The following is a 22,593-nucleotide window of genomic DNA, read 5'->3' on the forward strand; positions in this document are numbered from 1 at the left end:
TGGAATTTTTGTTCAGTATTTGTACATTAGCCATGCATCTGAACAGATACAAAATTCGACCAGGGCAGCCGCAATAAAGTAGATAAGTCCAAACGCCACTATGTTTTTAGGAGAGTTTGCTAATGGAGGCTCTTAAGTTGAGTATCTGTTCAGGGAAGTGGCTAATGTGCAAATAAAGTACATGACACACAGCTGTACGAACATTTGTTTGCAAAGGTAATTTGTACAACAAATGGTGTCATTCCAGTGCTTGACACTGGAATCCAGATACGATTTCATCATATAAATCTTTCCATTCTTGGTTTGTTTTTTCAATTAAGTTTATTTTCCATTTTCTCTGCCAGCTTTTTAGAAGCTTTTCTTTACTAATTGCTAAATTTATGTCTTGAAACTCCTCAAAGTAGACCAATTTACTAACATTGTACTTTGACGTAAAACCGGAAATGGCTTTGCTTTTATGCTCCCAAATTCGTTTAATTAAATTTGATGTTATACCTATATACAAGGTTCCATTTCGTTCACTTGCAAGTATATAAACATAATAACTTTTCATATATAGTAACCTGGATCCCAGTGTCAAGCACTGGGATGACACCATTTGTTGTAAACTCACTTTTACTCTATGGTCTTGCCGCTATCCTGAACGGATACTAAGTTGACGCCATTGACTGAACGGATACCTCTTAACTTGACGCGTATGATTTATTTAACACTCCCAACGGTTACAAATAATTCACCATTTCTCCTGGTTTCACTATCCTTTCAAACTCCTCCTCAGTGAGCAGTTGAAGTTTTGCTGCTGCTTCTTTTAGAGTGATATTTTCTTTATAAGCAAGCTTCGCTATTTTTGCTGCATTGTCATACCCTATATGCGTATTTAATATAGTGACCAACATTAACGACTGATTCAGTAAATCTTTTATCCTCTCTTCATTTGCCTTAATACCAACTACACATTTTTCTGTAAAATTTAAACTTGCATCAGCTAAAAGTCTTATAGACTGCAAAACATTGTAAATTATCACTGGCTTAAACACATTCAATTCAAAATGACCGTTTGAACCACTAATGGTCACAGCAACATGATTTCCCATAACTTGAGTGCACACCATAGTTACTGCTTCACACTGAGTTGGATTCACTTTACCTGGCATAATTGAAGAACCAGGCTCATTTTCCGGTAACATTATTTCCCCAATTCCACATCTTGGACCAGAACCAAGCAACCTTATATCATTTGCAATTTTCATTAAACTGACTGCTACTGTATTGAGTGTTCCACTGAGCTCAACTAAAGCATCGTTTGCCGCTAGCGCTTCAAATTTATTGCCTGCTGAAGTAAATGGGAGATTAGTAATTTCTGCAACTTTGCTTGAAAAATCTTCAGCAAAACCCTTTTTAGTATTGAGTCCCGTACCAACCGCAGTGCCACCTTGTGCAAGCTCGTATATACCACTTAAAGTTGATTTTACTCTCTCTATCCCCTTTTTAATCTGGGCTGCATAGCCAGAAAACTCCTGTCCCAGTGTTAGGGGTGTTGCATCTTGTAAGTGAGTACGTCCTACTTTTATTATATTTTTAAATTCCTGAACCTTATTATCCAGCACCTTATGCAATTTTTCAAGATTTGGAATAAGCAAGCAGTTTATTTGCTCTGCTGCTGCTATATGCATTGCTGTTGGAAAGGTGTCATTTGATGACTGACCATAATTCACATGGTCGTTTGGATGTATCGGAGATTTACTACCCAAATTACCACCTAAAATCTCTATTGCGCGATTGCTGATCACTTCATTCATATTCATATTAGTCTGCGTTCCGGATCCGGTTTGCCAAACAACAAGCGGAAATTCATTATTAAATTTGCCATCTATTACTTCCTTTGCGGCTGTGCAGATTGCGTTCCCTACATTATTATCTATGCTACCCTGCTTCATGTTAACACGTGCTGCTGCAAGTTTTACTATTGCTAATGCTTTAATCAGAGGCTCTGGCATTTTTTCTGTGCCAATCTTAAAATTTTCTAAAGAACGTTGAGTCTGCGCTCCCCAGTAATGTTCACTTGGTACTTTTACTTCCCCTAAGCTGTCTGATTCTATTCTCATTTTTCTATCCATATTTTCCTCCTTAGCGTCATGCAAACTGGTTCACTACATAATTTTTTCATGTCTACTTCTTGGTTAATTAAATCATACTAGATCCAAGTAGTCAAGTGTGACCTTACCCAGAAAAAGTGGAGAGAAAGTTAAGACGTTTTTGGAGTAAAATAAAACGTTTTTTCAAAATATGGCAAATAGTTTATTCTCTTTGTAAAAAACATTCCAAACTTTCTCTCCACTTTTTCTGGGTAAGGTAAGGTCAGTTTAGCTATAGGTAGGAATTTTCTGTATTTACTTTAAATTGAAGAAAGCTCAAATGAAAGATCGTGTTTTGCTAAAAATCACAGAATGCAGTCTGGTTACATCACTAGTGCCTAAAGTGATCTCCTTTATCCTCTCATCTGCTAGTATTTTTAATTCCTTACCGTATCTATAATAATTTCGCTTTATAACGTGTAACTCATCAGCAGAAGAAGAATCTAATTTAGGGTAATATTCGTAATCGCAATTTTCTTCAATGCTTATAGATGATGCTAAAAGTGGAAATAGAATTAATAGTAAAGTTAGTAGGATTCTTGTACACCACGTCCTGGGTAGCGCGTGACCAGAGAAAAAAAGATATGGATTCAAGTAGTCAGGGCACTGGGATGACAGAAGATAGTGCAAGAAATTTCGTAAAAAGCTTTTCATACCAACTATTTAAACTCAATTGTGTTATAAATATATTAATAGCGGAAAAAGAAAAACAAGGTTTAATTTTCTTTTTTTATTTGCGATTTATCTATTAATTAACCGTGAAAGGTTACGTGTAATGCTCCTTCACATAATTGTCAATAATTGCCTTAAATTCTTCAGAGACATTATCACCTTGTAAAGTTTTGAAATACTTGCCGTCTTTGTAGACTGCTGAAACAGGTTTTTCTCCATATCCAGGCAAGCTGATTCCCAAATTTGCGTGTTTGCTTTCTCCAGGACCATTTACTATGCATCCCATAACAGCAATGTTCATATGCTCTACACCTGGATTTTTTTTCTTCCATATCGGCATATGAGTTTTTATATAGCCATTCACTTCTTCAGTTAATATACGAAAACGATCGCTACTCGTGCGCCCACAACCAGGACATGAATTAACCTGAGGGTTAAAGTGTCGCAAGCCTATAGATTGCAGTATTTCCTGACACACCACCACTTCATTAGTACGCAATTCACCAGGATGTTGAGTCAAAGAAGCCCGTATTGTATCTCCAATGCCATTTTGCAATAAATAAGTAAGCCCTGCTGTGGTATTTATCACGCCTTTATTGCCCATACCAGCCTCAGTTAAACCCAAATGCAGCGCATAATTGGAAGATTTTGCAAGTGCCATATAAACTAAAATTAAATCTTGTACTTTGCTAACTTTACATGAAATGATTATTTTGTTTGAATTTAGACCAATTTCTTCAGCTTTTTTTGCACTATCAAGAGCAGACATTACAAGTGCCTTGCGTAATACAACGTCAGAAGGTTTTGGATCACTGGACAAGGAGTTTTCATCCATTAGTTTTTGTAAAAGGTATTTATCAAGACTACCCCAATTTACCCCAATTCTAACTGGAAGATCGTGCATTATTGCATACTCTATCACCCTTTCAAATTTCTCATCACGTTTGTCGCCAAAGCCTATATTGCCTGGATTGATTCTAATTTTACCCAGCATTTTGATGTTGTCTGGATAATCTTGAACTAATTTATCTAGCTCATATTGACCGCAGCCTACCAATATTTTACCGTCAAAACCTTCTTTATTTATCTCTTCTACTATATAAGGTATTGCCCTTGCTACTTCCTCTGAATTCAAAGCAATCCGTACTAACTCTGAACCTGCGCGCGCTAGTTCTGTTATTTCTTTTGCATAATGTTTTGCGCTACTTTTTATATTATCAGAATCTATATGCACACCAAGCGCCATAGATTGTACAACTACAGGATTATTTCCGCCTATCTTTACTTTTCCAATTTCTACAACATGAGTTTTGTGCCTGGAAATTGGCGATAATTCATATGCATCGTCATTCAATATCAGATCTTTATCTAGCATACTTATTAATTGTGATACTATTTTACTGTGTCAGCTACGCTGCCAAATGAACTTGAACCATTCAAACTATAAGCATCTACGTTATCCAAATTAGCAATAGAATCATGTGAACACGTTCTTCTTGATGGAGTTTCTTTTATAGTGATATTTATAGGAGAAACTTTCTTTTCTCGTGTTGAAGTAACTTCCTTCCCTTCTTGTTGTTCACTTTCATGCTGCTCGCTTTCATACTGGGAAACTGGCTCTTGATCTATAAATACAGCACCCTTTAAACGTGCGATATTAATACCATGCTGATTTATCATAGCGCTCTCTTCATCGTCGACTATGCACGCTTCCATGTCATTTGGCTCATTATCAAGACTAGCAATTTTTTTCTCTTTTAATTTTTTGATTAGATCTTCTTTATTTATAGCTCGATCTTGTGACTTTTTTTTCTTGAGCAATTCCCTACGCTTCTCATACAGTTTATATGACTCAGCAAAATCCTCATCTGTATGAAAGTTTGCACCACCAGGGTTACCAGGAGGTATGTATTTCTTACTGAGCTTAGATTTAGCTTCAGCACTATGCACAGTAAAAAAGCTAGAAACCAAAAACATTAATATAAACAAAACTTTAGAAAAAATCCTAAGCATATGGTGCTATAGTAAATATCGTGTTTTAAAAGATAGCAATTAACAAACTTTAAGTAAACCAGAATCTTTACTAACTTTACAATACAAATATTTTTCTAAAAAGTGATATGTTTGCTATCAAAAAAACCTACATAGGCTAAGAGAAGAGTAAGGTGTTACAAGTTGCGTAACACCTCCTCAAGAAGAGTGTTATGCAGCTATATGTTTGCAACTTTTAAGTTATTCTGTAGTTTTTCAGTACCATCGGTAGTATCTACATTACTAAGTTTTGCGTCTGGTGTATCTTTAGACGAGTTCTTTTCTTTCTCCTTTTCAAGTTTAACTCCCTGATAGATGCAGAATGCAACAAAAGAAGTTATCGCTATTGCGGCAACAGCACTGACTATGGCACAAATTAGTAGTGTTTTTTCTTGATCTGCTACTGTGTCTGTGAGTGTTTCCACTTTTTCTTGCAGGCCGTCTAAATACTTTTGTACCTCTTTAAACTGCGTAGCATCACCTATTTGACTTTTTTGCAATTCTTCTAATGCACTAAATACCTTTTGAAACTGCTCAGCATCCATCTGTTGAAGTTTTTCTAGTGCTTTTATTGCCGATTCATTAGAACCGAAAAAAAGATTATGAAGCCAATTTGTTGACATTTTTACCCCCTAGTTAATTAATATATTATAATTTTACATTCCCAATGTTTAAATTATTATTAAGTCAATTGTCATTATGTATTGATCTTTTAATAATTTCGTTTGACTTGCTTTTTGAGGGTGTAGAAACTTAAGTTAAGAAAGAAGCCCTGTTATTCAACCAATATCTCTCTCTTTCCTGAGTAATTTGGAGCGCTGACAATACCTTCCTTTTCCATTCTTTCAACGATGTTTGCTGCTCTGTTATAGCCTATTCTAAGCTGCCTTTGAATGTAACTGGTTGAAACTTTTTGATCTCTTTGAATGATGGCCACTGCTTGATTGTAGAGGTCGTTTTCTTCATTCTCTGTTTCACCTTCTGATTCCACAGAAGAATTTTCATCTTCTTTGGTGATTTCCTCCATATAATTTGGCTCACCTTGCATTTTTAGATGATCAACTATATCTTGCACCTCATTATCACTTACAAATGGGCCGTGAACTCGAATGATCTTACCACCAGAGGCCATATAGAGCATATCACCCATACCGAGTAATTGTTCAGCCCCTTGTTCGCCAAGTATTGTACGGCTATCTATCTTAGAAGTAACAGCAAAACTGATTCTCGTTGGAAAGTTCGCCTTTATCACACCTGTGATCACATCCACAGATGGGCGTTGTGTTGCCATTATGATGTGTATTCCTGCAGCACGAGCCATCTGAGCTAAACGTTGAATAGAGCACTCTATCTCTTTGCCAGCAACAAGCATCAAATCTGCCATTTCATCCACGATCACTACAATATACGGAAATGTCTCCATCTTGATTGGTATTTTTTCAAACAAAGGTTTGCCTGTTGTTGAGTTAAAGCCAATCTGCACAACGCGCTCCAATTCTATTCCACTATTCATTGCTTCTGTGATTTTTTGGTTATAGTTTATTACATTGCGCACATTCAAATACGACATCATGCGATAGCGATTTTCCATCTCTTTTACTATCCACTTAAGAGCAATAACAGCCTTTTTTGGCTCTGTTACTACTGGCGTTATGAGATGTGGTATTGCATCATATATTGAAAGCTCAAGCATTTTTGGGTCAATCATTATCATCTTACATTCATCAGGACTGAGTCGATAAACGAGCGAAAGAATCATAGTGTTAATCGCAACTGATTTACCAGACCCTGTGGTTCCAGCAACAAGCAAGTGAGGCATTTTAGTTAGATCTGCAATAATTGGTTTTCCGCTTATTTCTTTGCCAAGCGCAATTGGGAGATTTAAGCTTGCATTTTGGTACTCTGGTGACTCAAGCAAATCACGCAGCATTACGAATTCTCGTTCCTTGTTCGGCAACTCTATTCCCATAGCATTTTGCCCACGAATTATTGAAATACGTGCAGAGAGTGCACTCATCGAACGTGCAATGTCATCTGCAAGGCCAATTACTCTTGCAGATTTCGTACCAGCTTGTGGTTCAAGTTTGTATAAAGTCACAACCGGCCCATAGCATACACTGATAATTTTTCCTTGCACGCCAAAATCACTCAGGACTTGTTCTAACAGAGATAAATTTTTATTGCTCTCCATTTCATTCAGCTGCTTTCTCTGCAAAGACTCCTCTGCTTTAGAAAGTAAATGGATGCTTGGAAACTTGAACTCACTTAAAATCTCCTCGGTGGCTTTTTTCTGTCTTTCTTTTGGTTGTTGTTTAGTAGTGATTTTAATTCTATGTTTTTCTTCCACTACTAATGGTGCAACTGAATATTCAGCAGTTTTACGTAATCTGAAGAATAGAGTCTTTACAAATAAGTAAGCTATTTTTTTACATAAGAAGAATAGAAAGTGAATTGTTCTCTTCCAACCAATTAGTCCTACAAGACCTATTGATGTTACTATCACAAATACATAAAATGGGCAGTTATTAACGAGTACATTCCCTATTATTCCACTGTGTCTGTACCTTGCTGTGATGCCTAGCGAAAGTTGTGGTAATATAGCACATATCCCTAAATTAATTAATATTAAATAGAGAATTTTCAGCAGCCTTTTTGCTGGCCTGAAGATCAACAAGTAAACTATGGTTGTAGCTATTGTAACACTAGTTAATCCAAGAAATTGAACCAATATATCAGCTAAATATGAACCTACTATTCCACCTAAATTTGTCACTTCCTCATTTGTAGCCGTGTTTAAGGAAGGATCTTTATAGTTGTAGCTAAAAACTGATATATATACATATATTAAAAGGGATAGATATATTGCTGATTTTAGATATTTTTTTAACATCTACCTAAAGTAGTAAGCTACTGTATATTTTACAAAGTGAATTGTTATTAGCAATATCATTATAGATAAATCTAATCCATTGAACGGTGGTATATATCTTCTAATAATCTTTAGTGGTGGATATGTTAATTGGTTCAAGACGTGCATTATGCTACTGACAGTTTCATTATATATGTTCACCATATTAAGTTTAACCAGCCAGTTTAAGACAACCCAACATATTAGAATGAAGCTATAAAGATCAAGTAACGTGTTGAGTAGATATATGATTGGATGCATACATATCTATTACACGAAAGTTATATAAAAGACAAGTATTTAACCTTTTCAAACTCAAAATGTTGTTTTTGCTGAACCAAAAAAAACTTCATTTTTTGAGCTGCGCAAAGCCACCTAAAGTAGAGAATGGATAAGGAAGGAGGGGTGTATAATATATATTAATGTTGATATTTATTTCTTATAAATATCATCTCTATGTCCTATCTCTGTGATAGTTACTATATGATCTAATTGATTTACTCTGTAAATTACACGATAGTCACCAACTCTTAGCCTTCTACGTCCTTTTAAGTTATGATGTAGTGGTTCACCAAAATTTATTGGGCAACTGTAAGACGTTCTTTTATAGCCTTTTGAACTCTTAGCCTTATTGTCTTTGGAAGGTTTGGTAAATCTTTTTCAACAACACTCTTTAGAGACTTAACCTTGTAACGCTCTAATCCCACTTAATATCTTCAAAATCAACTGTTTCTGCACCTTCAACATCACGCTCATCAGAAATTTTAGATACTAAAAAATCCTCCATTTCAAGCTCAACTGCTTCTCTAAATAGTTTTCCTGCTAATTCTTGAACGGGCTGTTTAGTAAATTCAGATAATTCAGCAAGATGCTTTAAAGTTTCTTCGCTAAGAGCTATGTTAATGCCTGAATTTGCCATATGTTTTACCAAAGTCCACTAATAATTATACAACATTTTTTTTAATTTTTCAATAAAGAAAGGAGTGGTGTATAAAAATATATTTAATGTTTCAGTAGGTCCAATATTGCCTGCTTGTAAATATTGTCCCTGTGTCCTATTGAAACAATAATTACTATACGTTTTGCAGTATTTACACGGTAGACAATACGATAATCATCAGCAACTTTTATTCTTCTATGTTCCTTTAATCTCTTGCGTAGCAACACACCGTTACCAATAGGATCAGTCTCAAGATGCTTTTTTATTGCGTCTTTAATACTTGGCTTTACATCTTCTGGCAAGGAAGGCAAATTTCTTTTAAGAACATGCTTTAGATATTTAATGGTGTATTGCTTATTTCCAGATGTCTTCACTATCCTCTACTTCTTCTGCATCATCAGCATTTAACTCCCTAATAATTTTGGAAAATGCAATATCTTCCGCTTCAAGTTCGATTGCTTCCTTGACTAGCTTTTCTGTTAATTTTTGAACAGACTGCTTGGTGGCTCTAGCTAGTTCAACAAGATGCTGCGAAGTTTCTGGGTTGAAAGTTACACTAACTTTTGAATTTACCATAAGTTTTACCAAAGTCTACTACTATAGCTATTTTACAACATTTTTTTTAATTTTTCAATAAAGAAAGGAAGGAGGGCTGTATAAAAATATATTTAATGTTTATCAAGTAGCCTTCTCATAAATGGTGTCTCTATGTCCTGCTGTAGCAACAAACACCTTATGTTTTGCAATATTTACAGTATAAATAATTCGATAATCACTAACCCTTATTCTTCTATACCCTTTTAGCCTGCCACGTAATGGTTTACCAAATTTAATTGGATCAGTTGTAAGCCGCTCGTTTATCGCTTTTGTAATCCTTGATCTTATTGTTTTTGGAAGATTTAGAAAATCTCTTTCAGTAAAGTTTTTTGAGTAGACAATATCGTATTTCAGTTTATGTCCTCTCCCTTTCAGATAGTACTGTGTTCCAGTCTACATCCTCACATTCCTTAATAGTTTTATATAACGCAATATCTTCTACTTCGCACTCGATTCCTTCGATGACTAACCTTTTTGCTAGTTCTTGAACGGATTCCTTGGTGATTTCAGCTAACTTAGTAAGGTTATGTGAAGTTTTTGGGTCAAAAGTTATACTAATTCCTGAATCTGTCATATGTTTTACCAAAGTCTACTAATAATTATACAACATTTTTCTGAATTTTTCAATAAAGGAAGTTGATGATATGTAAGAAAAATTTTGCCACCTGCGTTAATAAATAATTAAAGATTTAGCATATTTATCTACCCTCTATTCTATTACTTAAGTTAGACCACTTCTTTCTATTAATATTTTTTGTTTACAAAGATGAGCAATTACTCATCACGCAGTTGATCTATGGATATAATACTACCGTTTGATAGTTTTTCAGTACATTTTTCACTTTTGTATTCTTTATCAGAGTCGATACTAAATATTAAAACATCCCCTGAAATTTTATCACGAAACTCACTAATAGCAAAAAACGGTATAGTAATTCGCTCTTGTTTTCCTTGAAAACTCAAACTGACGCTAAATTTATCCTCAGAAACTTTTAAATCATAGAATTGATGCTGTAATATAATAAGCATTTGAGTAGGGTATGACTTTTTCAAACGATCTGGCATGGTCACACCATTAAAATATGTGAAAAATAATATTTCTAAGTAAGGGGTAAAACCATTACCTGATATAACATCTAAAGTCTTTTTGATAACTTGAAACTTGGCAGAATTAAGCAATTTTTTGTAATCTGTTTGCTCCATATAACTTTCACATACATAAACTTTTGGGGAACTTCTGTTACCCGGCGTTCCCTGAACCGTGCTTATAGCAATGAAGTTATAGTGCTTAAATTAAGCAGCTATTGCAACATTGTCTTCAGCAGCAAAATTATCGTTTGCATTTAAATTATGAACTCTTAGCGGTGGTGTCTAACCGAGCAAAACTACCATCTTTACTATGCCTGTCGATCCTTATTCGCCCCCATATAAATTAAAAATATGGTGGAGGCGCCGAGTACTGCCCTCGGGTCCAATACACCTATTACAGGGTGATTTTATTGCTATAGTACACAAAATGTACATAGCTATTATATAGCAACATTAAATAAATGTCAAGATATTATGACCTTAATAAGAAAATTTTTTACAAAAAGAATGATGAATCACAATGTTCAGGAATGCAATAATTAATAGCAGAATGCCTACGCTGTTTTTTGTAAAAATTTCTATGTATTCAAATATAGCAGTTCTAGCTTGTTGAACGGAGTGCTTAGGTCCAAAGTGTGATGGTATGATATATAAGAAATTGCCATCGAAGGAGGAATTATGGTTACACCTTTACAACTTTGTTATATTACGCAAAAAGACTCAAAACCTTATGAATTTATATGTAACCAGTGGACACAAGCATCCTGAATTATTTATACTAAATCCATACCATCACACTTTGGACCTAGTTCTTTACTCATTCTCACGATCCGTGAACGGTTACAAATACTGGAGTTTACCCTCTTTCTTACCATTTTTCTAATCTATAGTTAACGTTCAAAACCATATTCGAAAAGTATCTCATATATTTCCAGATTTTTTTAATGCTGTTTATTTCATCCTCAACATTGTCTCTACTTTTATGAACTAAGTAGCAGCATTAAAAATTATAACGTATTCCTACCTCCAGAGTTGCATCTGGTATTTGTAATGCTTTTATACCACTTAGTTGCCCGCCTGCAGCAATACCAACTGCACCAACTATCTGTGGAGCAATTTCATAATCAACACCAACCTTCAGTTTATAGGAAATAGAACCCAGTATTTTATCTACTACAGATACCTCCTCTGCAGCAGCTCCAACATCTGTGCTTGCAGGTTTGTTACCAAAGCCAAAAGGTATTACTTGTAGGTATCCTCCTAAACCTCCGCTGACATATAGCTTAACGGGATCAATATCAAGGTCAGGGTAATAACGATAATTGGCTAATAAGCTAGCCCCCATTTTCTTTTCTGTACCAAACATATCACTTATGTCAGTGAGAACCTCAAGTTCAAACTTAGAATTTTTGTCATAATTATAACCAAAAACAACGCTAGGTTTCATTTTAAAGCCGCTACCCCATCCAGCACCAAAGTTTAAACCTGCATAGTACTGATCTTCTGACTTACTTGCACTATTATTAGCTGCACCTGCTAGAGATGAAGTAAGCAACACAGCCAAAACGCATAATCTCTTCATTTTCATATAACTCCTCATACAAAAAAATATATAATGCATAAGTATATATCCTTTATATTAAAAAAGATATAACCATGTGTCAAAAAAAGTATACCCACAAAGTAAAGAATGTGCTACTCGGATGTATCCGTTCAGCAGAATGGCAAAATAGGTAGACAAGCTAACGTATTTGTTAAGTTATGTGTAAACAGGAGGTTATGAGAAACTTGTAATAAAGTTGTATAACATAGCTGTTCATAGAGCTCACCCAAATCGGGCATATGCATTTGCAAAAGCCTGCAATCACTTTGCAAAAACCGATAAATTAGATGCAAAACTGTTGGAAAAATATGCTGAATTCATCGCAAAAAACGATGGGGTAAAAGAGTGTATGGTTTCACAAAAGCAAGAAGAATTAAAAGAGCTAAGAGCAATTGAGCGCAATTTAAGCGATATGCAAACAAGTGCCGCTTACAGAATGCCACAGGAAAAGCCAGAGAATATATAGAAAAACAGATAGAATTTGCAAAAGAGCAATCAGAGCAAATTAGGAAAGATATAGAAGGCATAATAAACTCTGACCCTGATTTGAAGGAAAAAATCAAAACGAATATTTTCAAAACAGTGCTAAACTTAGGCTGCTATGACAAGAACAGTTGATGTATTACTACCACTTCCAATTGATCAGTTATTTTCATATGCAATTGAGGAAAATACTGAAGTTTCCGTTGGAGATTACATAGTGGTGCCATTTGGCAAAAAACGCTTAATAGGGATAGTTTGGAAATATAGTGACAAGAGCGATCGGAAATTAAAATTTGTTGAGCAAAAAATCGATTTACCAAATATTAGACCAAGATTGATTGCATTTGCAGAGTGGGTTGCGCAGTATAACTTAATACCTATTGGTATGCTTGCAAAAGTGATAATGGGAGGAGTGTTAAAAGTAAATCACATAGATAAATTGGTTTGTGCTAAGCAGAAGCAGGAAATAAGTGAAATAAGTTGCCAATTAAACCCTGAACAGCAGATAGCTAGCGATAAAATAATAAGCAGCTTGAATGAGTATTCAGTGACTTTACTTGACGGTGAGACAGGATCTGGAAAAACGGAAGTTTATCTCTCTGTGATTGCACAATTGGTTAAGAATTACACTGCCGTTCCAAATGCTGCTCAGACTTTACCATCCCAGTGCCCAGAGACACAACTGTACGAACATTGTGATTTGGGTCTACCAAGAGGATGTTATCCGAGTAGCCTGACACTGGGATCCAGTTTTTCATATAACCCCATTACAAATGTTTATTTTAACTTAAAACCAATACCTAATTTACAATCAAAATTCCTGGATTCCAGTGTCAAGCACTGGAATGACACCTTTATACTCAAGGCAAAACCCACTGTAACATTTAGCATACCGTCTTTGCCACGTACTAGTATAACACCAGAATATGTTGAAATGACACCAGGAGAGGGTAATGCACAAATTTTAATCCTCCTACCTGAAATTGTTTTAACTTCACAATTGGTAAATCGTGTTCGCGGTCAGATATCAAAAAACTTAGTTGAATGGCACTCAGGGCTCACTCCAAAAACTCGCCGGAATAATTGGCTCAATATAGCAAGTGGAAATGCGCAGATAATTATTGGTGCACGATCAGCACTTTTTTTGCCTTATAAAAACCTAAAATTGATTATCATTGATGAAGAGCACGACTCATCTTTTAAACAAGAACAGGGAATTATATATAATGCTCGAGATATGGCAATAATCTTGGCCAAAATTGAAAACATTCCAGTAATTTTATCGTCAGCAACTCCACTGCTTGAAACGATTCATCATGTTAAAAGCGGGAATTACAATCATGTAAAGCTAACTAAGCGATTCGGTGGTGCAGAATTGCCACTCATTAAAGTAGTGGATATGAGGAACAACAAGCAATGGATCTCCTCTGAGCTTTTTGAAGGTATAAAAAGAACCATAGAGAAAAAACAGCAGGTTATGCTTTTTCTAAACCGCAGAGGGTATGCACAACTGGCAGTTTGTAAAAAGTGTGGATATAAAATTTCCTGCTTAAATTGTGCTGTTTGGCTTACATATCACAAGAAAAAAAATGCTCTTTTGTGCCATCATTGCTCTTATCAATTAAAACTTCCAGAGAAATGCTCTAATTGCCAAAGTGAACAGCCATTGTCCCTCTACGGCATAGGAATTGAAAGGTTACTTGAAGAAATGGTGAAATTAATACCAAACGCAAAAACTGCGATGATAAGTAGCGATCAGAAGTCAGTTAGTAACGTAATTGACTTGGTACTGAAAGAAGAGGTGAACATTATAATCGGCACACAAATAATTGCTAAGGGGCACAATTTTCCTAAATTAACTTTGGTTGGAGTAATGAATGCAGATTTGAGTCTCGAAAATTCTGATTTGAGAGCAGCGGAAAAGACGTATCAATTATTGCACCAAGTTGCAGGCAGGTCAGGAAGGTTCAATGAAAAAGGAATGGTAATAGTGCAAACCAATAATCCTGAAAGTTCAATAATAAAAGCATTGCTACATCAAAAAAGGGACTCATTTTATGAAATTGAACTTAAGTCAAGACGCGAAGCCAAAATGCCACCATTTAGCAGATTAATAGCGCTTATAATTTGTGGTAAGAATCAGATTGCGACACAAAAAGCAGCGAATGAAATAGTAAAATCTCTTCTCCGTCATCCAAGTAGCTCAACTACTTGCATCCAGGAAAAAAATGTAGGTGTAGACAAAAAGGAATTTGAAATTCTTGGTCCATCACCAGCAGCAATAAATTTCTTAAATAATAAGTATCGGTATAGGGTGTTGCTAAAAATACACAATAAGCACAGTTTATCTATACAAAAAAAGCTGAAATATTGGATTAAAAATTGTAACTTGAATTCGAGTATTGCAGTGATAATAGATGTTGATCCTGTGAGTTTCTTTTAACGAGTTTATTGTATCAGTTAAGCCTTCTTGCCAATTACCACAACATTCTCACTGGGAAAAAAATAATCAGGTACAACCATATTTTTTGGTGCAGGCCCCCCAATTACTCGGCCTGATGTGTCATAATATGAACCGTGGCAAGGACAGAACCAACCATTACCATCTCTTGTAGCGTGGTCAACCGGTACACACCCAAGATGTGTACATATTCCGATCATGATTAACCATTCATCTTTTCCTTCACGTACTCTTTGCTCATCTGATTCAGGGTCCCTCAAGTTCTTTACATTCACAGCTCTTGCAGTCTCAATTTCTTGCTTTGTGCGTCTACGAATGAATACTGGTTTACCTTGCCACTTTACTTTTACTCCGTGTCCTTCCTGAATTCCAGACAAATTCACCTCCACTGTGGAAGTTGCTAGAACTTCAGCAGAAGGATTCATAGACTTAACCAGTGGCCAAAGTCCACTTGCAGCTCCTATACCAGCCATAGCGCACGTAGTTAATGTTATAAAATCTCTCCTACCCTTATTTTTAGTAAGATCTTTAACAGGAGGTGTTTTTTTATCCTCTTTGTCTACCAGTGGTTTTTTATTTTTAGTTAATTTTTTGTCCATTGATCTTTACTTAGCCATAAGTATATATTTTAATTTAAATACTGCGTATTAATCAACAAAAACTTGCGCTTTTTGTTTAACCTGTACTACAGTTGAGAAGAGATAGAGTTTTCAACTTCAGAAATACTATCTTCAGTGGAATCAGGATCTTCAATTTTCGCTACTGACACCACCTTTTCTCTACTCTCTGTTTTAAACAGAGTGACTCCTTGAGTGCTGCGTCCTGCAATTCTAATCTCATTGACCGAAATGCGAATTAACTTTCCTTTATCTGTAATAAGCATTATATTATCACCCTGCTCAACTGGAAAACTAGCAACAACATTACCGTTTCTGTTGGTAGTAAGAATATTGGTGATACCAACACCACCCCTGTTAGTTATTCTATACTCATACGCAGAAGTTCTTTTACCAAAGCCATTTTCGGTAATAGTTAATATAAACTCCTCATTCACTGCAAGTTTTAAGAATAATTCGTTATCTATTCCTAAATCATTCAAAGTCTTTTCCAATTTAGAATCAATGGAGTTATTAATTGCAGTCCCCAGTCTTTTTGCAAGTGGAACTTTTAAGTAAAGTTCTTTTGTTTCTGTTGCTACACCTATCCCATTTAATATGGTCATAGATATCACGCTGTCATTCTTTGCAAGTTTGATACCTCTTACGCCATCTGAATTGCGACTTTTAAATTGACGCACATCACTTACAACAAATCTGATACTTTTGCCGAATCTTGTTGAAAGAAAAACATGATCAATTTCATTGCATACTTTAACTGATATTAACTTATCTCCTTCATCGAGCTTGATTGCTATTTTTCCATTGCTTGGAATATAGTGAAAATCCGCTAAAGAGTTGCGCCTTATGTTCCCATGAGCAGTAGCAAAAACTATGTTTTGATTTTCGTCATTTTCACTTGGTAATGGCATTATATTAGTTATAGTTTCACCATCGCTAAGCGGGAATATATTAACAAGTGCTCTTCCACGTGCAGTTGGCTCTGCAAGAGGTAACTTATAAACTTTTAATCTATAAACTCGGCCAATATTAGAAAAGAATAAGAGGCTAGTGTGGGTATTCCCAACAAATAATTTTGTGGTTACATCCTCTTCTTTTAATCCTTGTCCTAGCTTTCCTTTTCCACCACGACGCTGAGTTCTATAATGAGAAAGCTTCACACGCTTGATATAACCATTCATAGTTACGGTTATTAACATATCCTCTTGTGGAATTAGATCTTCAGCTTCAATGTCCGTATCTGATTCCTCTATTGAAGTTTTTCGCGGCACAGCAAATCTGTTCTTTATTTCTTGTAGATTGTTTTTTATTTCTTTCATCAACTTCTCTCCTGAGCCAAGAAAAGCGATATATTCTTTTATCAGGTTGATCATTGAACTTAGCTCAGCTTCTAATTTGTCTTTTTCAAGGCCTGTTAAACGTTGCAATTTCATGTCAAGAATAGCTTTCGTTTGCAGCTCAGTTAATCTATACACTCCGTCTTTCAAAAAGCTTGTGCTGTCTGAGATTAATCCAATAATTGTGTTTATCTCAGCTGAAGTTTTCCATTCTTTATTTAAAAGTTCTCTACTTGCTTCCGCAGGATCTTTTGCACCACGGATGATTTTTATCACTTCATCTATGCTCAAGACCGCAATGTAGAGCCCTATATATATATGAGCTTTTTCCCTCGTTTTTCTTAGACGAAATTCTGTTCTCCTGATTAATACTTCTTTTCTAAAATCAACAAAAGCAGCTATGATTTCTTTTAATGACATCAAAGCAGGTCTGTTGTTGTTGAGGACTAAAGTGTTAACACTAAAACTACTTTTTAGTGGAGTTAGTCCCAATATTTGATTAAGTATAAAACTTACTTCAGCATTTCTTCTGAGGTCAATTACTACTCTAATACCAGACTTATCGGACTCATCCCTAATTTCTGTTATGCCATCAATTCTTTTTTCTTTTACAAGCTCACCTATCTTCTCAATTAATTTTACTTTATTTACCTGGTAAGGTATTTCATCAATCACTATTGCTTGCCTATCTTGTGGCAGGTCTTCCATGTGAGTCTTGCCTTGCACAACAATTGATCCACGACCCGTTGCAAATGCTGATCTTATTCCAGACCTTCCAAGAATCGTTCCCCCAGTTGGGAAATCCGGCCCTGGCATCACTTCAAGTAACTCATCCAAAGTAACTTCAGGATTATCTATATATAACATACAAGCATCTATTATTTCTCCAAGGTTGTGAGAAGGAATATTGGTTGCCATACCAACTGCAACACCGCTTGCACCATTTACCAATAGATTCGGAAATTCTGCAGGCAGTACAACAGGCTCTGTTTCATTTCCATCATAGTTTGGCCTAAAATCAACTGTATCTTCGTCAATATCATTTAGTAAAAAGTGCGACACTTTTTGAAGTCTTGCTTCTGTGTATCGCATTGAAGCTGGTGGGTCTCCGTCTATCGAACCAAAGTTACCTTGCCCATCAATAAGTGGTAAAAGAAGAGAGAAATCTTGAGCCATTCTGACCAAGGAATCGTAAATAGCCATGTCACCATGTGGATGATATTTCCCCATGACATCCCCAACTATACGAGCTGCTTTTTTATATGGCTTACCAGCATCAAATCCGGCTCTTGACATTGCATACAATATGCGCCTATGAACAGGTTTAAATCCATCCCGCACATCAGGTATAGCCCGGCTTATGATCACGCTCATTGCGTAGGAGAGATAAGAATCTTCCAGCTCTTTTACTATTGAGATTGGTACTATATTATCCTGCATTTTCTATATTTTGATTGAAGTAATTAATAATATTAACATTCAGTTAAGCAAATGGGCAATGACAGACTTGAACTGCCGACCTCCTCGGTGTAAACGAGATGCTCTACCAGCTGAGCTAATTGCCCCTTTAGATGTAATTCTATAGCTCAATATTATTATTGTAAACAAAAATAGCAATAAATTGTATCCGTTCAGCAGAGTGGCAAAATAGGTAGACAAGGTGATCTAATACCAATTCTCATTGTTGGTCATTCAAATAGGATACATAGCAGAGTTGTTTAATTGTGGAGTAGGTAAGAGAAGTAATAAATTTACACAAAGCACTCTCAAGCAAAGCAATAGTATCGTATATTTTATTGCGCAAAATGTTCTGTTTTACATACAACCAAAGCCTCTCAACTGGATTGAGTTCAGGTGAGTATGGTGGTAGGTATATAATCTCAATATTTTTAGGTACCTTTAAACTTTTCGACTTATGCCAACTAGCACAATCCATAACAAGAAAGGCTTCTCGTGGTCCCAAATATTGAGACATTTGCTCAAGAAATATATTCATACAATCAGTGTTGACATTCGGTGCAAACAAGCTAGAATTCTCCCCATTTCTAGGATTAACTGCACTGTAGAGATAAAAATTTTCCCTACCTAATTTTACCTTAACTTTTGTTCTGACGCCTTTTTTAAACCATCCATGCCCGGTCTTTGAATGTGTGCCAAACCGCGATTCATCGAAGAAAAACAGCTCTTTTTCAGAATACTTGCCAATAACTTCGTTGAGATTTTTTTTTGAATTCCTCTTGTTTTCTTTTATCTTGTACATTGTGTACTGGTCTTGGTGTAATATAAGAGAATTTCATCTTTTGCATATAGCGGTGTACTGTAGATTTGCTAATATTTAAGCCGAACTTTTCCTGGATTCTTATTCTCATTTCTTTAATGGTAATATTAGGATTTTCTCCTACCCATGCTTCAACTTGCTGTAGTTGAGCCTGATTTAATTTAGTTTTTCTACGCCGTTGTGGAGGAGCAAACAATTTTTCTTCTCTGCCTAATTTCAAGAGTTTTATCCACGAAGTTAGTGCGCTTCTTGAAATGCAATATATTTTTGCTACAGCCGTTATACTATGCTTTTTTGCTGCAATTACAGCATTTAGTTTTTTTGCAACATATGCATTGTTCCTTACTTTCTTCAGCATTTTTTTTGCTGATTTTACTACTTCTTCATCCAATAATTTTGATCTTAGTGCCATTTATACCTCGACTATTTCACTTATTTCATTATGGCTTGTCTTCTATTATTGTCTATCTGTTTGCCGTGTAATGGGAATTGGTATTAGTTGCAATTAAAAGCAGCTTAATCCCGCTTGTCAAGCGTTTAAAACATAAAAAACGCCAATATTTTAAAGCAGATAATAACCCCAGGGCTTCTTTTGCCTTCTTTTTCCATTTGGTAAATTTCTTAAATATTTATAGCTAACATGAACTGGGCAGTGCGTCACGCGCTGACCATTTACTGTACAAATCACCTTCAAAAACAAACGTTCGTACACATATATTCTAGTTATATGATAAAATAAATGAAAAACATCAATTATCTAAATGAAATTCACATCTTAAAAGGATCATATACATCGATTTCCTTAGGATTACTCTTTTTCAATTTCTCATTTAATAATCTCAAAATGGGCTGTAAATCACCATTAATTGATAAGCACAGCACTTCTTTATTAAGATAATTGGCTAGGTGATTCTTCTTTTCCAGAATTTCTGCTTCTCTCAGCAAGTCGCATTTGTTTAATACTACAATCTCTTCTTTTTCAACAAGATCACCATTGTAAAGTTCCAATTCATTATGGATACAACTATAAGCCGAAACAACGTCATCATGAGTTACATCGATTAAATGAAGTAAAATTTGACACCTTTCTATGTGCTTTAAAAATTTATGTCCGAGCCCAACTCCAAGGTGAGCATCGGTGATTATTCCAGGAATGTCTGCTATTACAATTTCGCTATCATCCACTTTTGCTACACCTAAATGTGGTCTTATCGTGGTGAATGGATAATCACCTACTTTTGTATCTGCATTTGAACAGCGAGTTAAAAATTTCGATTTACCTGCATTTGGCATGCCGATAATTCCAACATCTGATAAAACTTTTAGTTTTAATAATACATGTTTTTCTTCGCCAGGCTGGCCGTAAGTAAAATGTCTTGGTGCCCTGTTAGTAGAAGATTTAAAATTGGTGTTTCCAAGCCCACCTTTCCCACCTTGCACTACTTGAAATTCCATATCGGGTTTATCAAGGTCTACTATCACCTCCTCACTCTCTTCACCTATTATTTGTGTCCCAACTGGAACTTTAAGTATGACATCTTTTCCCGCTGTGCCAGACCTATCTCTGCTTGCACCACTTTTCCCATCATTTGCTTTAATGTGTCTTCGACAACGAAAATTAAGCAAAGTGTTGAGATTTGTATCACTGACAAAAACTATGTTTCCACCTTTTCCTCCGTTACCGCCGTTTGGCCCACCAAATTCAACGAATTTCTCTCGACGAAAACTCGCGCAGCCATCACCGCCATCACCAGCCTTTAGATATAATCTAACTTCGTCTATGAAGTCCATGCCAACCCACGATAATATTTAGCACCTTTTCCTAATGTGCCTTCTATTCTTATTAGCTCGTTATACTTCGCGAGCCTATCAGAACGCGACAGCGATCCGGTTTTTATTTGCCCGCAATTTGATGCAACTGCTATATGAGATATTGTTGTGTCTTCTGTCTCACCTGAGCGGTGAGAAATAACAGCTTTGTAGTTGTTTGATTTTGCCATTTCAATAGCAGCAAAAGTTTCTGTTAACGTTCCTATTTGATTTGGCTTGATCAGTACAGCATTTGCCATTTTTTCTTCTATTCCTTTGCCTATTAGTTCACAATTTGTAACAAATAAATCATCCCCTACCAATTGAATTTTACTCCCCAATTTTGCAGTAAGTAATTTCCAACCTTCGTAATCATCTTCACTCATTGCATCTTCTATAGAAATTATTGGATATCCTTCCACAAGATTACAATAATATTCAGTCAATTCTTTTGAAGTAAGCTCTTTGTTTTCAAATTTGTAAATTCCATCTTCATAAAAAGTAGATGAAGCAACATCAAGGCCTAGTGCAAAATCACTTTGCGCTGAATAACCTGCTGATTCTATAGCGTATATGATCAAGTCAAGTGCTTCTTCAGTACTTTCAATATTTGGTGCAAAACCACCTTCATCTCCTACGTTTGTGCTATAACCTTTTTTCTTAAGAATGCTACGTAAGTTATGGAACACCTCCGCAGATACTCTGATTGCTTCACTGAAAGTCTCAGCACCGACCGGAAGAATCATGAATTCTTGGAAATCGAGCTTATTGTCTGCATGTACTCCACCATTAATTATGTTAATGAGTGGAACCGGCATCTGCTCTCCTCCCAAATATCTATATAGCGGCACTTTAAAACTGTTTGCTGCTGCTTTTGCAACTGCAAGAGACACACCCAAAGTTGCATTTGCTCCAAGTTTAGATTTATTTTTTGTTCCATCCAGTTCAATTAATGCTTGATCAATTGCATTTTGGTCCGCTGCATTCATTCCAATGATTTTATCTGTTATCACTCCATTTACAGCTTGAACAGCTCTCAATACTCCCTTACCACAATACCTTTTCTCATCTTGGTCTCTGAGTTCCAAGGCTTCTAATTTACCAGTTGAAGCTCCAGAAGGTACAGAGGCCCTACCTATTGCTCCATCACAGAGTTCAATTTCCACCTCCACAGTGGGGTAACCTCTGCTATCTAAAATTTCTCTTGCAAATACGTTGTTGATTATCTTATTCATTACATTAACCCTTTACTAGATTCACAATTGTGTGCACGGAACGTTCTGTCTCGGAAGATGTTATCCCAGCGCTGTAACATTTCAGTGTATGAACATTGCAATATACAGGTAATTTGAGTAGCGGATGGTGTCATTCCAGTGCTTGACACTGGAATCCAGCTTTTACTATACAGCCACCTGGTGTGCTCATTTACGATTAAGTTTTCTGGATCCCAGTGTCTGGGCACTGGGATGACATCATTCTTAGTGGAAGTTACCCCCATATCACAACGTTCGTACAGTTGTGTGCTCCGACACTGGGATCCAGTTTTACCACACAATTTTATCATATAAATCCTCCCAGTCTGGATCCTCTTTCTCGATTAAATTCATTTTCCATATATATAATTGACTAGATT

General features: G+C 35.8%; 22 protein-coding genes, 1 tRNA gene, 1 other RNA gene and 3 pseudogenes. 3 read left to right on the top strand and 24 right to left on the bottom strand.

Translation table 11 applies throughout. The features are described from left to right. Nucleotides 1-238: 238 nt before the first annotated feature. Together ACWHVF_RS06095 and fumC are read right to left on the bottom strand one after the other, a co-directional pair. On the bottom strand, nt 239-553 hold the full coding sequence (locus tag ACWHVF_RS06095) for a GIY-YIG nuclease family protein (protein WP_064085789.1): 315 nt from the start codon (nt 551-553) through the stop codon (nt 239-241). 169 nt (nt 554-722) lie between these two features. Next, entirely contained in the window at nt 723-2,117 is a 1,395-nt protein-coding gene (gene fumC, locus ACWHVF_RS06100; protein WP_064125156.1) for a class II fumarate hydratase, read from the bottom strand. Between the two features lie 509 nt (nt 2,118-2,626). On the opposite strand from fumC, the gene ACWHVF_RS06105 reads away from it, so the two are divergent. After that, nucleotides 2,627-2,887 (top strand): hypothetical protein, encoded by a 261-nt coding sequence (locus ACWHVF_RS06105; protein ID WP_064125155.1) that lies wholly within the window; start codon nt 2,627-2,629, stop codon nt 2,885-2,887. Between the two features lie 14 nt (nt 2,888-2,901). Here the strand turns inward: ACWHVF_RS06105 and ispG are convergent, their stop codons facing one another. The 15 genes and pseudogenes from ispG to ACWHVF_RS06180 all read right to left on the bottom strand — a co-directional run bounded on the left by ispG (nt 2,902) and on the right by ACWHVF_RS06180 (nt 11,960). Next, entirely contained in the window at nt 2,902-4,182 is a 1,281-nt protein-coding gene (ispG, locus tag ACWHVF_RS06110; protein ID WP_064125154.1) for a flavodoxin-dependent (E)-4-hydroxy-3-methylbut-2-enyl-diphosphate synthase, read from the bottom strand. Nucleotides 4,183-4,199: 17 nt separating this feature from the next. Continuing rightward, on the bottom strand, nt 4,200-4,820 hold the full coding sequence (locus ACWHVF_RS06115; RefSeq protein ID WP_064125153.1) for a TRP75-related protein: 621 nt from the start codon (nt 4,818-4,820) through the stop codon (nt 4,200-4,202). A 197-nt stretch (nt 4,821-5,017) separates the two neighbouring features. Continuing rightward, the gene (locus tag ACWHVF_RS06120) at nt 5,018-5,461 is read right to left on the bottom strand and encodes a hypothetical protein (RefSeq protein WP_064125152.1); all 444 of its coding nucleotides are present in this window, start codon (nt 5,459-5,461) and stop codon (nt 5,018-5,020) included. A 152-nt stretch (nt 5,462-5,613) separates the two neighbouring features. After that, nucleotides 5,614-7,728 carry an FtsK/SpoIIIE family DNA translocase gene (locus ACWHVF_RS06125; RefSeq protein ID WP_064125151.1) on the bottom strand — a complete coding sequence of 705 codons (2,115 nt, stop codon included), beginning with the start codon at nt 7,726-7,728 and terminating at the stop codon, nt 5,614-5,616. Further along, nucleotides 7,729-8,007 (bottom strand): YggT family protein, encoded by a 279-nt coding sequence (locus ACWHVF_RS06130; protein ID WP_082860921.1) that lies wholly within the window; start codon nt 8,005-8,007, stop codon nt 7,729-7,731. A 171-nt stretch (nt 8,008-8,178) separates the two neighbouring features. Then, nucleotides 8,179-8,328 carry a type II toxin-antitoxin system RelE family toxin gene (locus ACWHVF_RS06135; RefSeq protein WP_447933304.1) on the bottom strand — a complete coding sequence of 50 codons (150 nt, stop codon included), beginning with the start codon at nt 8,326-8,328 and terminating at the stop codon, nt 8,179-8,181. A gap of 115 nt (nt 8,329-8,443) precedes the next feature. Then, a complete protein-coding gene (locus tag ACWHVF_RS06140; RefSeq protein ID WP_006279415.1) occupies nt 8,444-8,665 on the bottom strand; it encodes a hypothetical protein in 222 nt (73 codons plus the stop codon). An 83-nt stretch (nt 8,666-8,748) separates the two neighbouring features. Beyond that, nucleotides 8,749-9,060, bottom strand: coding sequence for a type II toxin-antitoxin system RelE family toxin (locus ACWHVF_RS06145; RefSeq protein WP_064125150.1), 312 nt, complete (start codon nt 9,058-9,060; stop codon nt 8,749-8,751). Beyond that, nucleotides 9,041-9,262 (bottom strand): hypothetical protein, encoded by a 222-nt coding sequence (locus tag ACWHVF_RS06150; RefSeq protein ID WP_064125149.1) that lies wholly within the window; start codon nt 9,260-9,262, stop codon nt 9,041-9,043. Before ACWHVF_RS06150 ends, ACWHVF_RS06145 begins: the two co-directional genes overlap by 20 nt. A gap of 102 nt (nt 9,263-9,364) precedes the next feature. Further along, nucleotides 9,365-9,658, bottom strand: coding sequence for a type II toxin-antitoxin system RelE family toxin (locus ACWHVF_RS06155; RefSeq protein WP_306700832.1), 294 nt, complete (start codon nt 9,656-9,658; stop codon nt 9,365-9,367). Next, nucleotides 9,639-9,857: a hypothetical protein gene (locus ACWHVF_RS06160; protein WP_006279413.1), complete on the bottom strand. Its 219-nt coding sequence runs from the start codon at nt 9,855-9,857 to the stop codon at nt 9,639-9,641. Before ACWHVF_RS06160 ends, ACWHVF_RS06155 begins: the two co-directional genes overlap by 20 nt. A 200-nt stretch (nt 9,858-10,057) precedes the next feature. Then, nucleotides 10,058-10,486 (bottom strand): ClpXP protease specificity-enhancing factor SspB, encoded by a 429-nt coding sequence (locus ACWHVF_RS06165; protein WP_064125157.1) that lies wholly within the window; start codon nt 10,484-10,486, stop codon nt 10,058-10,060. 22 nt (nt 10,487-10,508) lie between these two features. Then, nucleotides 10,509-10,844: a transfer-messenger RNA gene (ssrA, locus tag ACWHVF_RS06170) on the bottom strand. A gap of 24 nt (nt 10,845-10,868) precedes the next feature. Then, nucleotides 10,869-10,996, bottom strand: a pseudogene (locus ACWHVF_RS06175) (IS3 family transposase); the annotation flags it as partial. Nucleotides 10,997-11,372: 376 nt separating this feature from the next. Continuing rightward, nucleotides 11,373-11,960 (bottom strand): hypothetical protein, encoded by a 588-nt coding sequence (locus tag ACWHVF_RS06180; RefSeq protein WP_447933305.1) that lies wholly within the window; start codon nt 11,958-11,960, stop codon nt 11,373-11,375. Nucleotides 11,961-12,116: 156 nt separating this feature from the next. On the opposite strand from ACWHVF_RS06180, the pseudogene ACWHVF_RS06185 reads away from it, so the two are divergent. Then, nucleotides 12,117-12,539: pseudogene (locus ACWHVF_RS06185) on the top strand (IS110 family transposase); the annotation flags it as partial. Nucleotides 12,540-12,576: 37 nt separating this feature from the next. Next, nucleotides 12,577-14,901: a replication restart helicase PriA gene (gene priA, locus ACWHVF_RS06190; protein ID WP_064125146.1), complete on the top strand. Its 2,325-nt coding sequence runs from the start codon at nt 12,577-12,579 to the stop codon at nt 14,899-14,901. A 17-nt stretch (nt 14,902-14,918) separates the two neighbouring features. Here the strand turns inward: priA and petA are convergent, their stop codons facing one another. The 7 genes and pseudogenes from petA to ACWHVF_RS06225 form a co-directional block, all read right to left on the bottom strand. Then, nucleotides 14,919-15,518: a ubiquinol-cytochrome c reductase iron-sulfur subunit gene (gene petA / locus ACWHVF_RS06195; RefSeq protein WP_064125145.1), complete on the bottom strand. Its 600-nt coding sequence runs from the start codon at nt 15,516-15,518 to the stop codon at nt 14,919-14,921. Between the two features lie 86 nt (nt 15,519-15,604). Then, a complete protein-coding gene (gyrA, locus tag ACWHVF_RS06200) occupies nt 15,605-18,313 on the bottom strand; it encodes a DNA gyrase subunit A (RefSeq protein WP_447933257.1) in 2,709 nt (902 codons plus the stop codon). Between the two features lie 52 nt (nt 18,314-18,365). Continuing rightward, nucleotides 18,366-18,438: transfer RNA gene (locus tag ACWHVF_RS06205), tRNA-Val, on the bottom strand. Between the two features lie 113 nt (nt 18,439-18,551). Beyond that, a protein-coding gene (locus ACWHVF_RS06210; protein ID WP_447933057.1) for an IS630 family transposase occupies nt 18,552-19,563 on the bottom strand; the annotation gives its coding sequence in 2 pieces (ribosomal slippage) (nt 18,552-19,100 and nt 19,102-19,563; 1,011 coding nt in all). 356 nt (nt 19,564-19,919) lie between these two features. Beyond that, the gene (gene cgtA / locus ACWHVF_RS06215) at nt 19,920-20,942 is read right to left on the bottom strand and encodes an Obg family GTPase CgtA (protein WP_064124709.1); all 1,023 of its coding nucleotides are present in this window, start codon (nt 20,940-20,942) and stop codon (nt 19,920-19,922) included. Next, the gene (gene eno, locus ACWHVF_RS06220; protein ID WP_447933258.1) at nt 20,930-22,195 is read right to left on the bottom strand and encodes a phosphopyruvate hydratase; all 1,266 of its coding nucleotides are present in this window, start codon (nt 22,193-22,195) and stop codon (nt 20,930-20,932) included. Before eno ends, cgtA begins: the two co-directional genes overlap by 13 nt. An 80-nt stretch (nt 22,196-22,275) precedes the next feature. Beyond that, a pseudogene (locus ACWHVF_RS06225) lies at nt 22,276-22,425 on the bottom strand (WPE palindromic element domain-containing protein); the annotation flags it as partial. Between the last annotated feature and the right edge of the window lie 168 nt (nt 22,426-22,593).

Source organism: Wolbachia endosymbiont of Dactylopius coccus (assembly GCF_977011065.1).

Bases quoted from the DNA above. Each gene is read 5' to 3' on its own strand.
- ACWHVF_RS06095 (WP_064085789.1), bottom strand. From the start codon at position 553: ATGAAAAGTTATTATGTTTATATACTTGCAAGTGAACGAAATGGAACC.
- fumC (WP_064125156.1), bottom strand. From the start codon at position 2,117: ATGGATAGAAAAATGAGAATAGAATCAGACAGCTTAGGGGAAGTAAAA.
- ACWHVF_RS06105 (WP_064125155.1), top strand. From the start codon at position 2,627: ATGATGCTAAAAGTGGAAATAGAATTAATAGTAAAGTTAGTAGGATTC.
- ispG (WP_064125154.1), bottom strand. From the start codon at position 4,182: ATGCTAGATAAAGATCTGATATTGAATGACGATGCATATGAATTATCG.
- ACWHVF_RS06115 (WP_064125153.1), bottom strand. From the start codon at position 4,820: ATGCTTAGGATTTTTTCTAAAGTTTTGTTTATATTAATGTTTTTGGTT.
- ACWHVF_RS06120 (WP_064125152.1), bottom strand. From the start codon at position 5,461: ATGTCAACAAATTGGCTTCATAATCTTTTTTTCGGTTCTAATGAATCG.
- ACWHVF_RS06125 (WP_064125151.1), bottom strand. From the start codon at position 7,728: ATGTTAAAAAAATATCTAAAATCAGCAATATATCTATCCCTTTTAATA.
- ACWHVF_RS06130 (WP_082860921.1), bottom strand. From the start codon at position 8,007: ATGCATCCAATCATATATCTACTCAACACGTTACTTGATCTTTATAGC.
- ACWHVF_RS06140 (WP_006279415.1), bottom strand. From the start codon at position 8,665: ATGGCAAATTCAGGCATTAACATAGCTCTTAGCGAAGAAACTTTAAAG.
- ACWHVF_RS06150 (WP_064125149.1), bottom strand. From the start codon at position 9,262: ATGGTAAATTCAAAAGTTAGTGTAACTTTCAACCCAGAAACTTCGCAG.
- ACWHVF_RS06160 (WP_006279413.1), bottom strand. From the start codon at position 9,857: ATGACAGATTCAGGAATTAGTATAACTTTTGACCCAAAAACTTCACAT.
- ACWHVF_RS06165 (WP_064125157.1), bottom strand. From the start codon at position 10,486: ATGGAGCAAACAGATTACAAAAAATTGCTTAATTCTGCCAAGTTTCAA.
- ACWHVF_RS06180 (WP_447933305.1), bottom strand. From the start codon at position 11,960: ATGAAAATGAAGAGATTATGCGTTTTGGCTGTGTTGCTTACTTCATCT.
- priA (WP_064125146.1), top strand. From the start codon at position 12,577: ATGACAAGAACAGTTGATGTATTACTACCACTTCCAATTGATCAGTTA.
- petA (WP_064125145.1), bottom strand. From the start codon at position 15,518: ATGGACAAAAAATTAACTAAAAATAAAAAACCACTGGTAGACAAAGAG.
- gyrA (WP_447933257.1), bottom strand. From the start codon at position 18,313: ATGCAGGATAATATAGTACCAATCTCAATAGTAAAAGAGCTGGAAGAT.
- cgtA (WP_064124709.1), bottom strand. From the start codon at position 20,942: ATGGACTTCATAGACGAAGTTAGATTATATCTAAAGGCTGGTGATGGC.
- eno (WP_447933258.1), bottom strand. From the start codon at position 22,195: ATGAATAAGATAATCAACAACGTATTTGCAAGAGAAATTTTAGATAGC.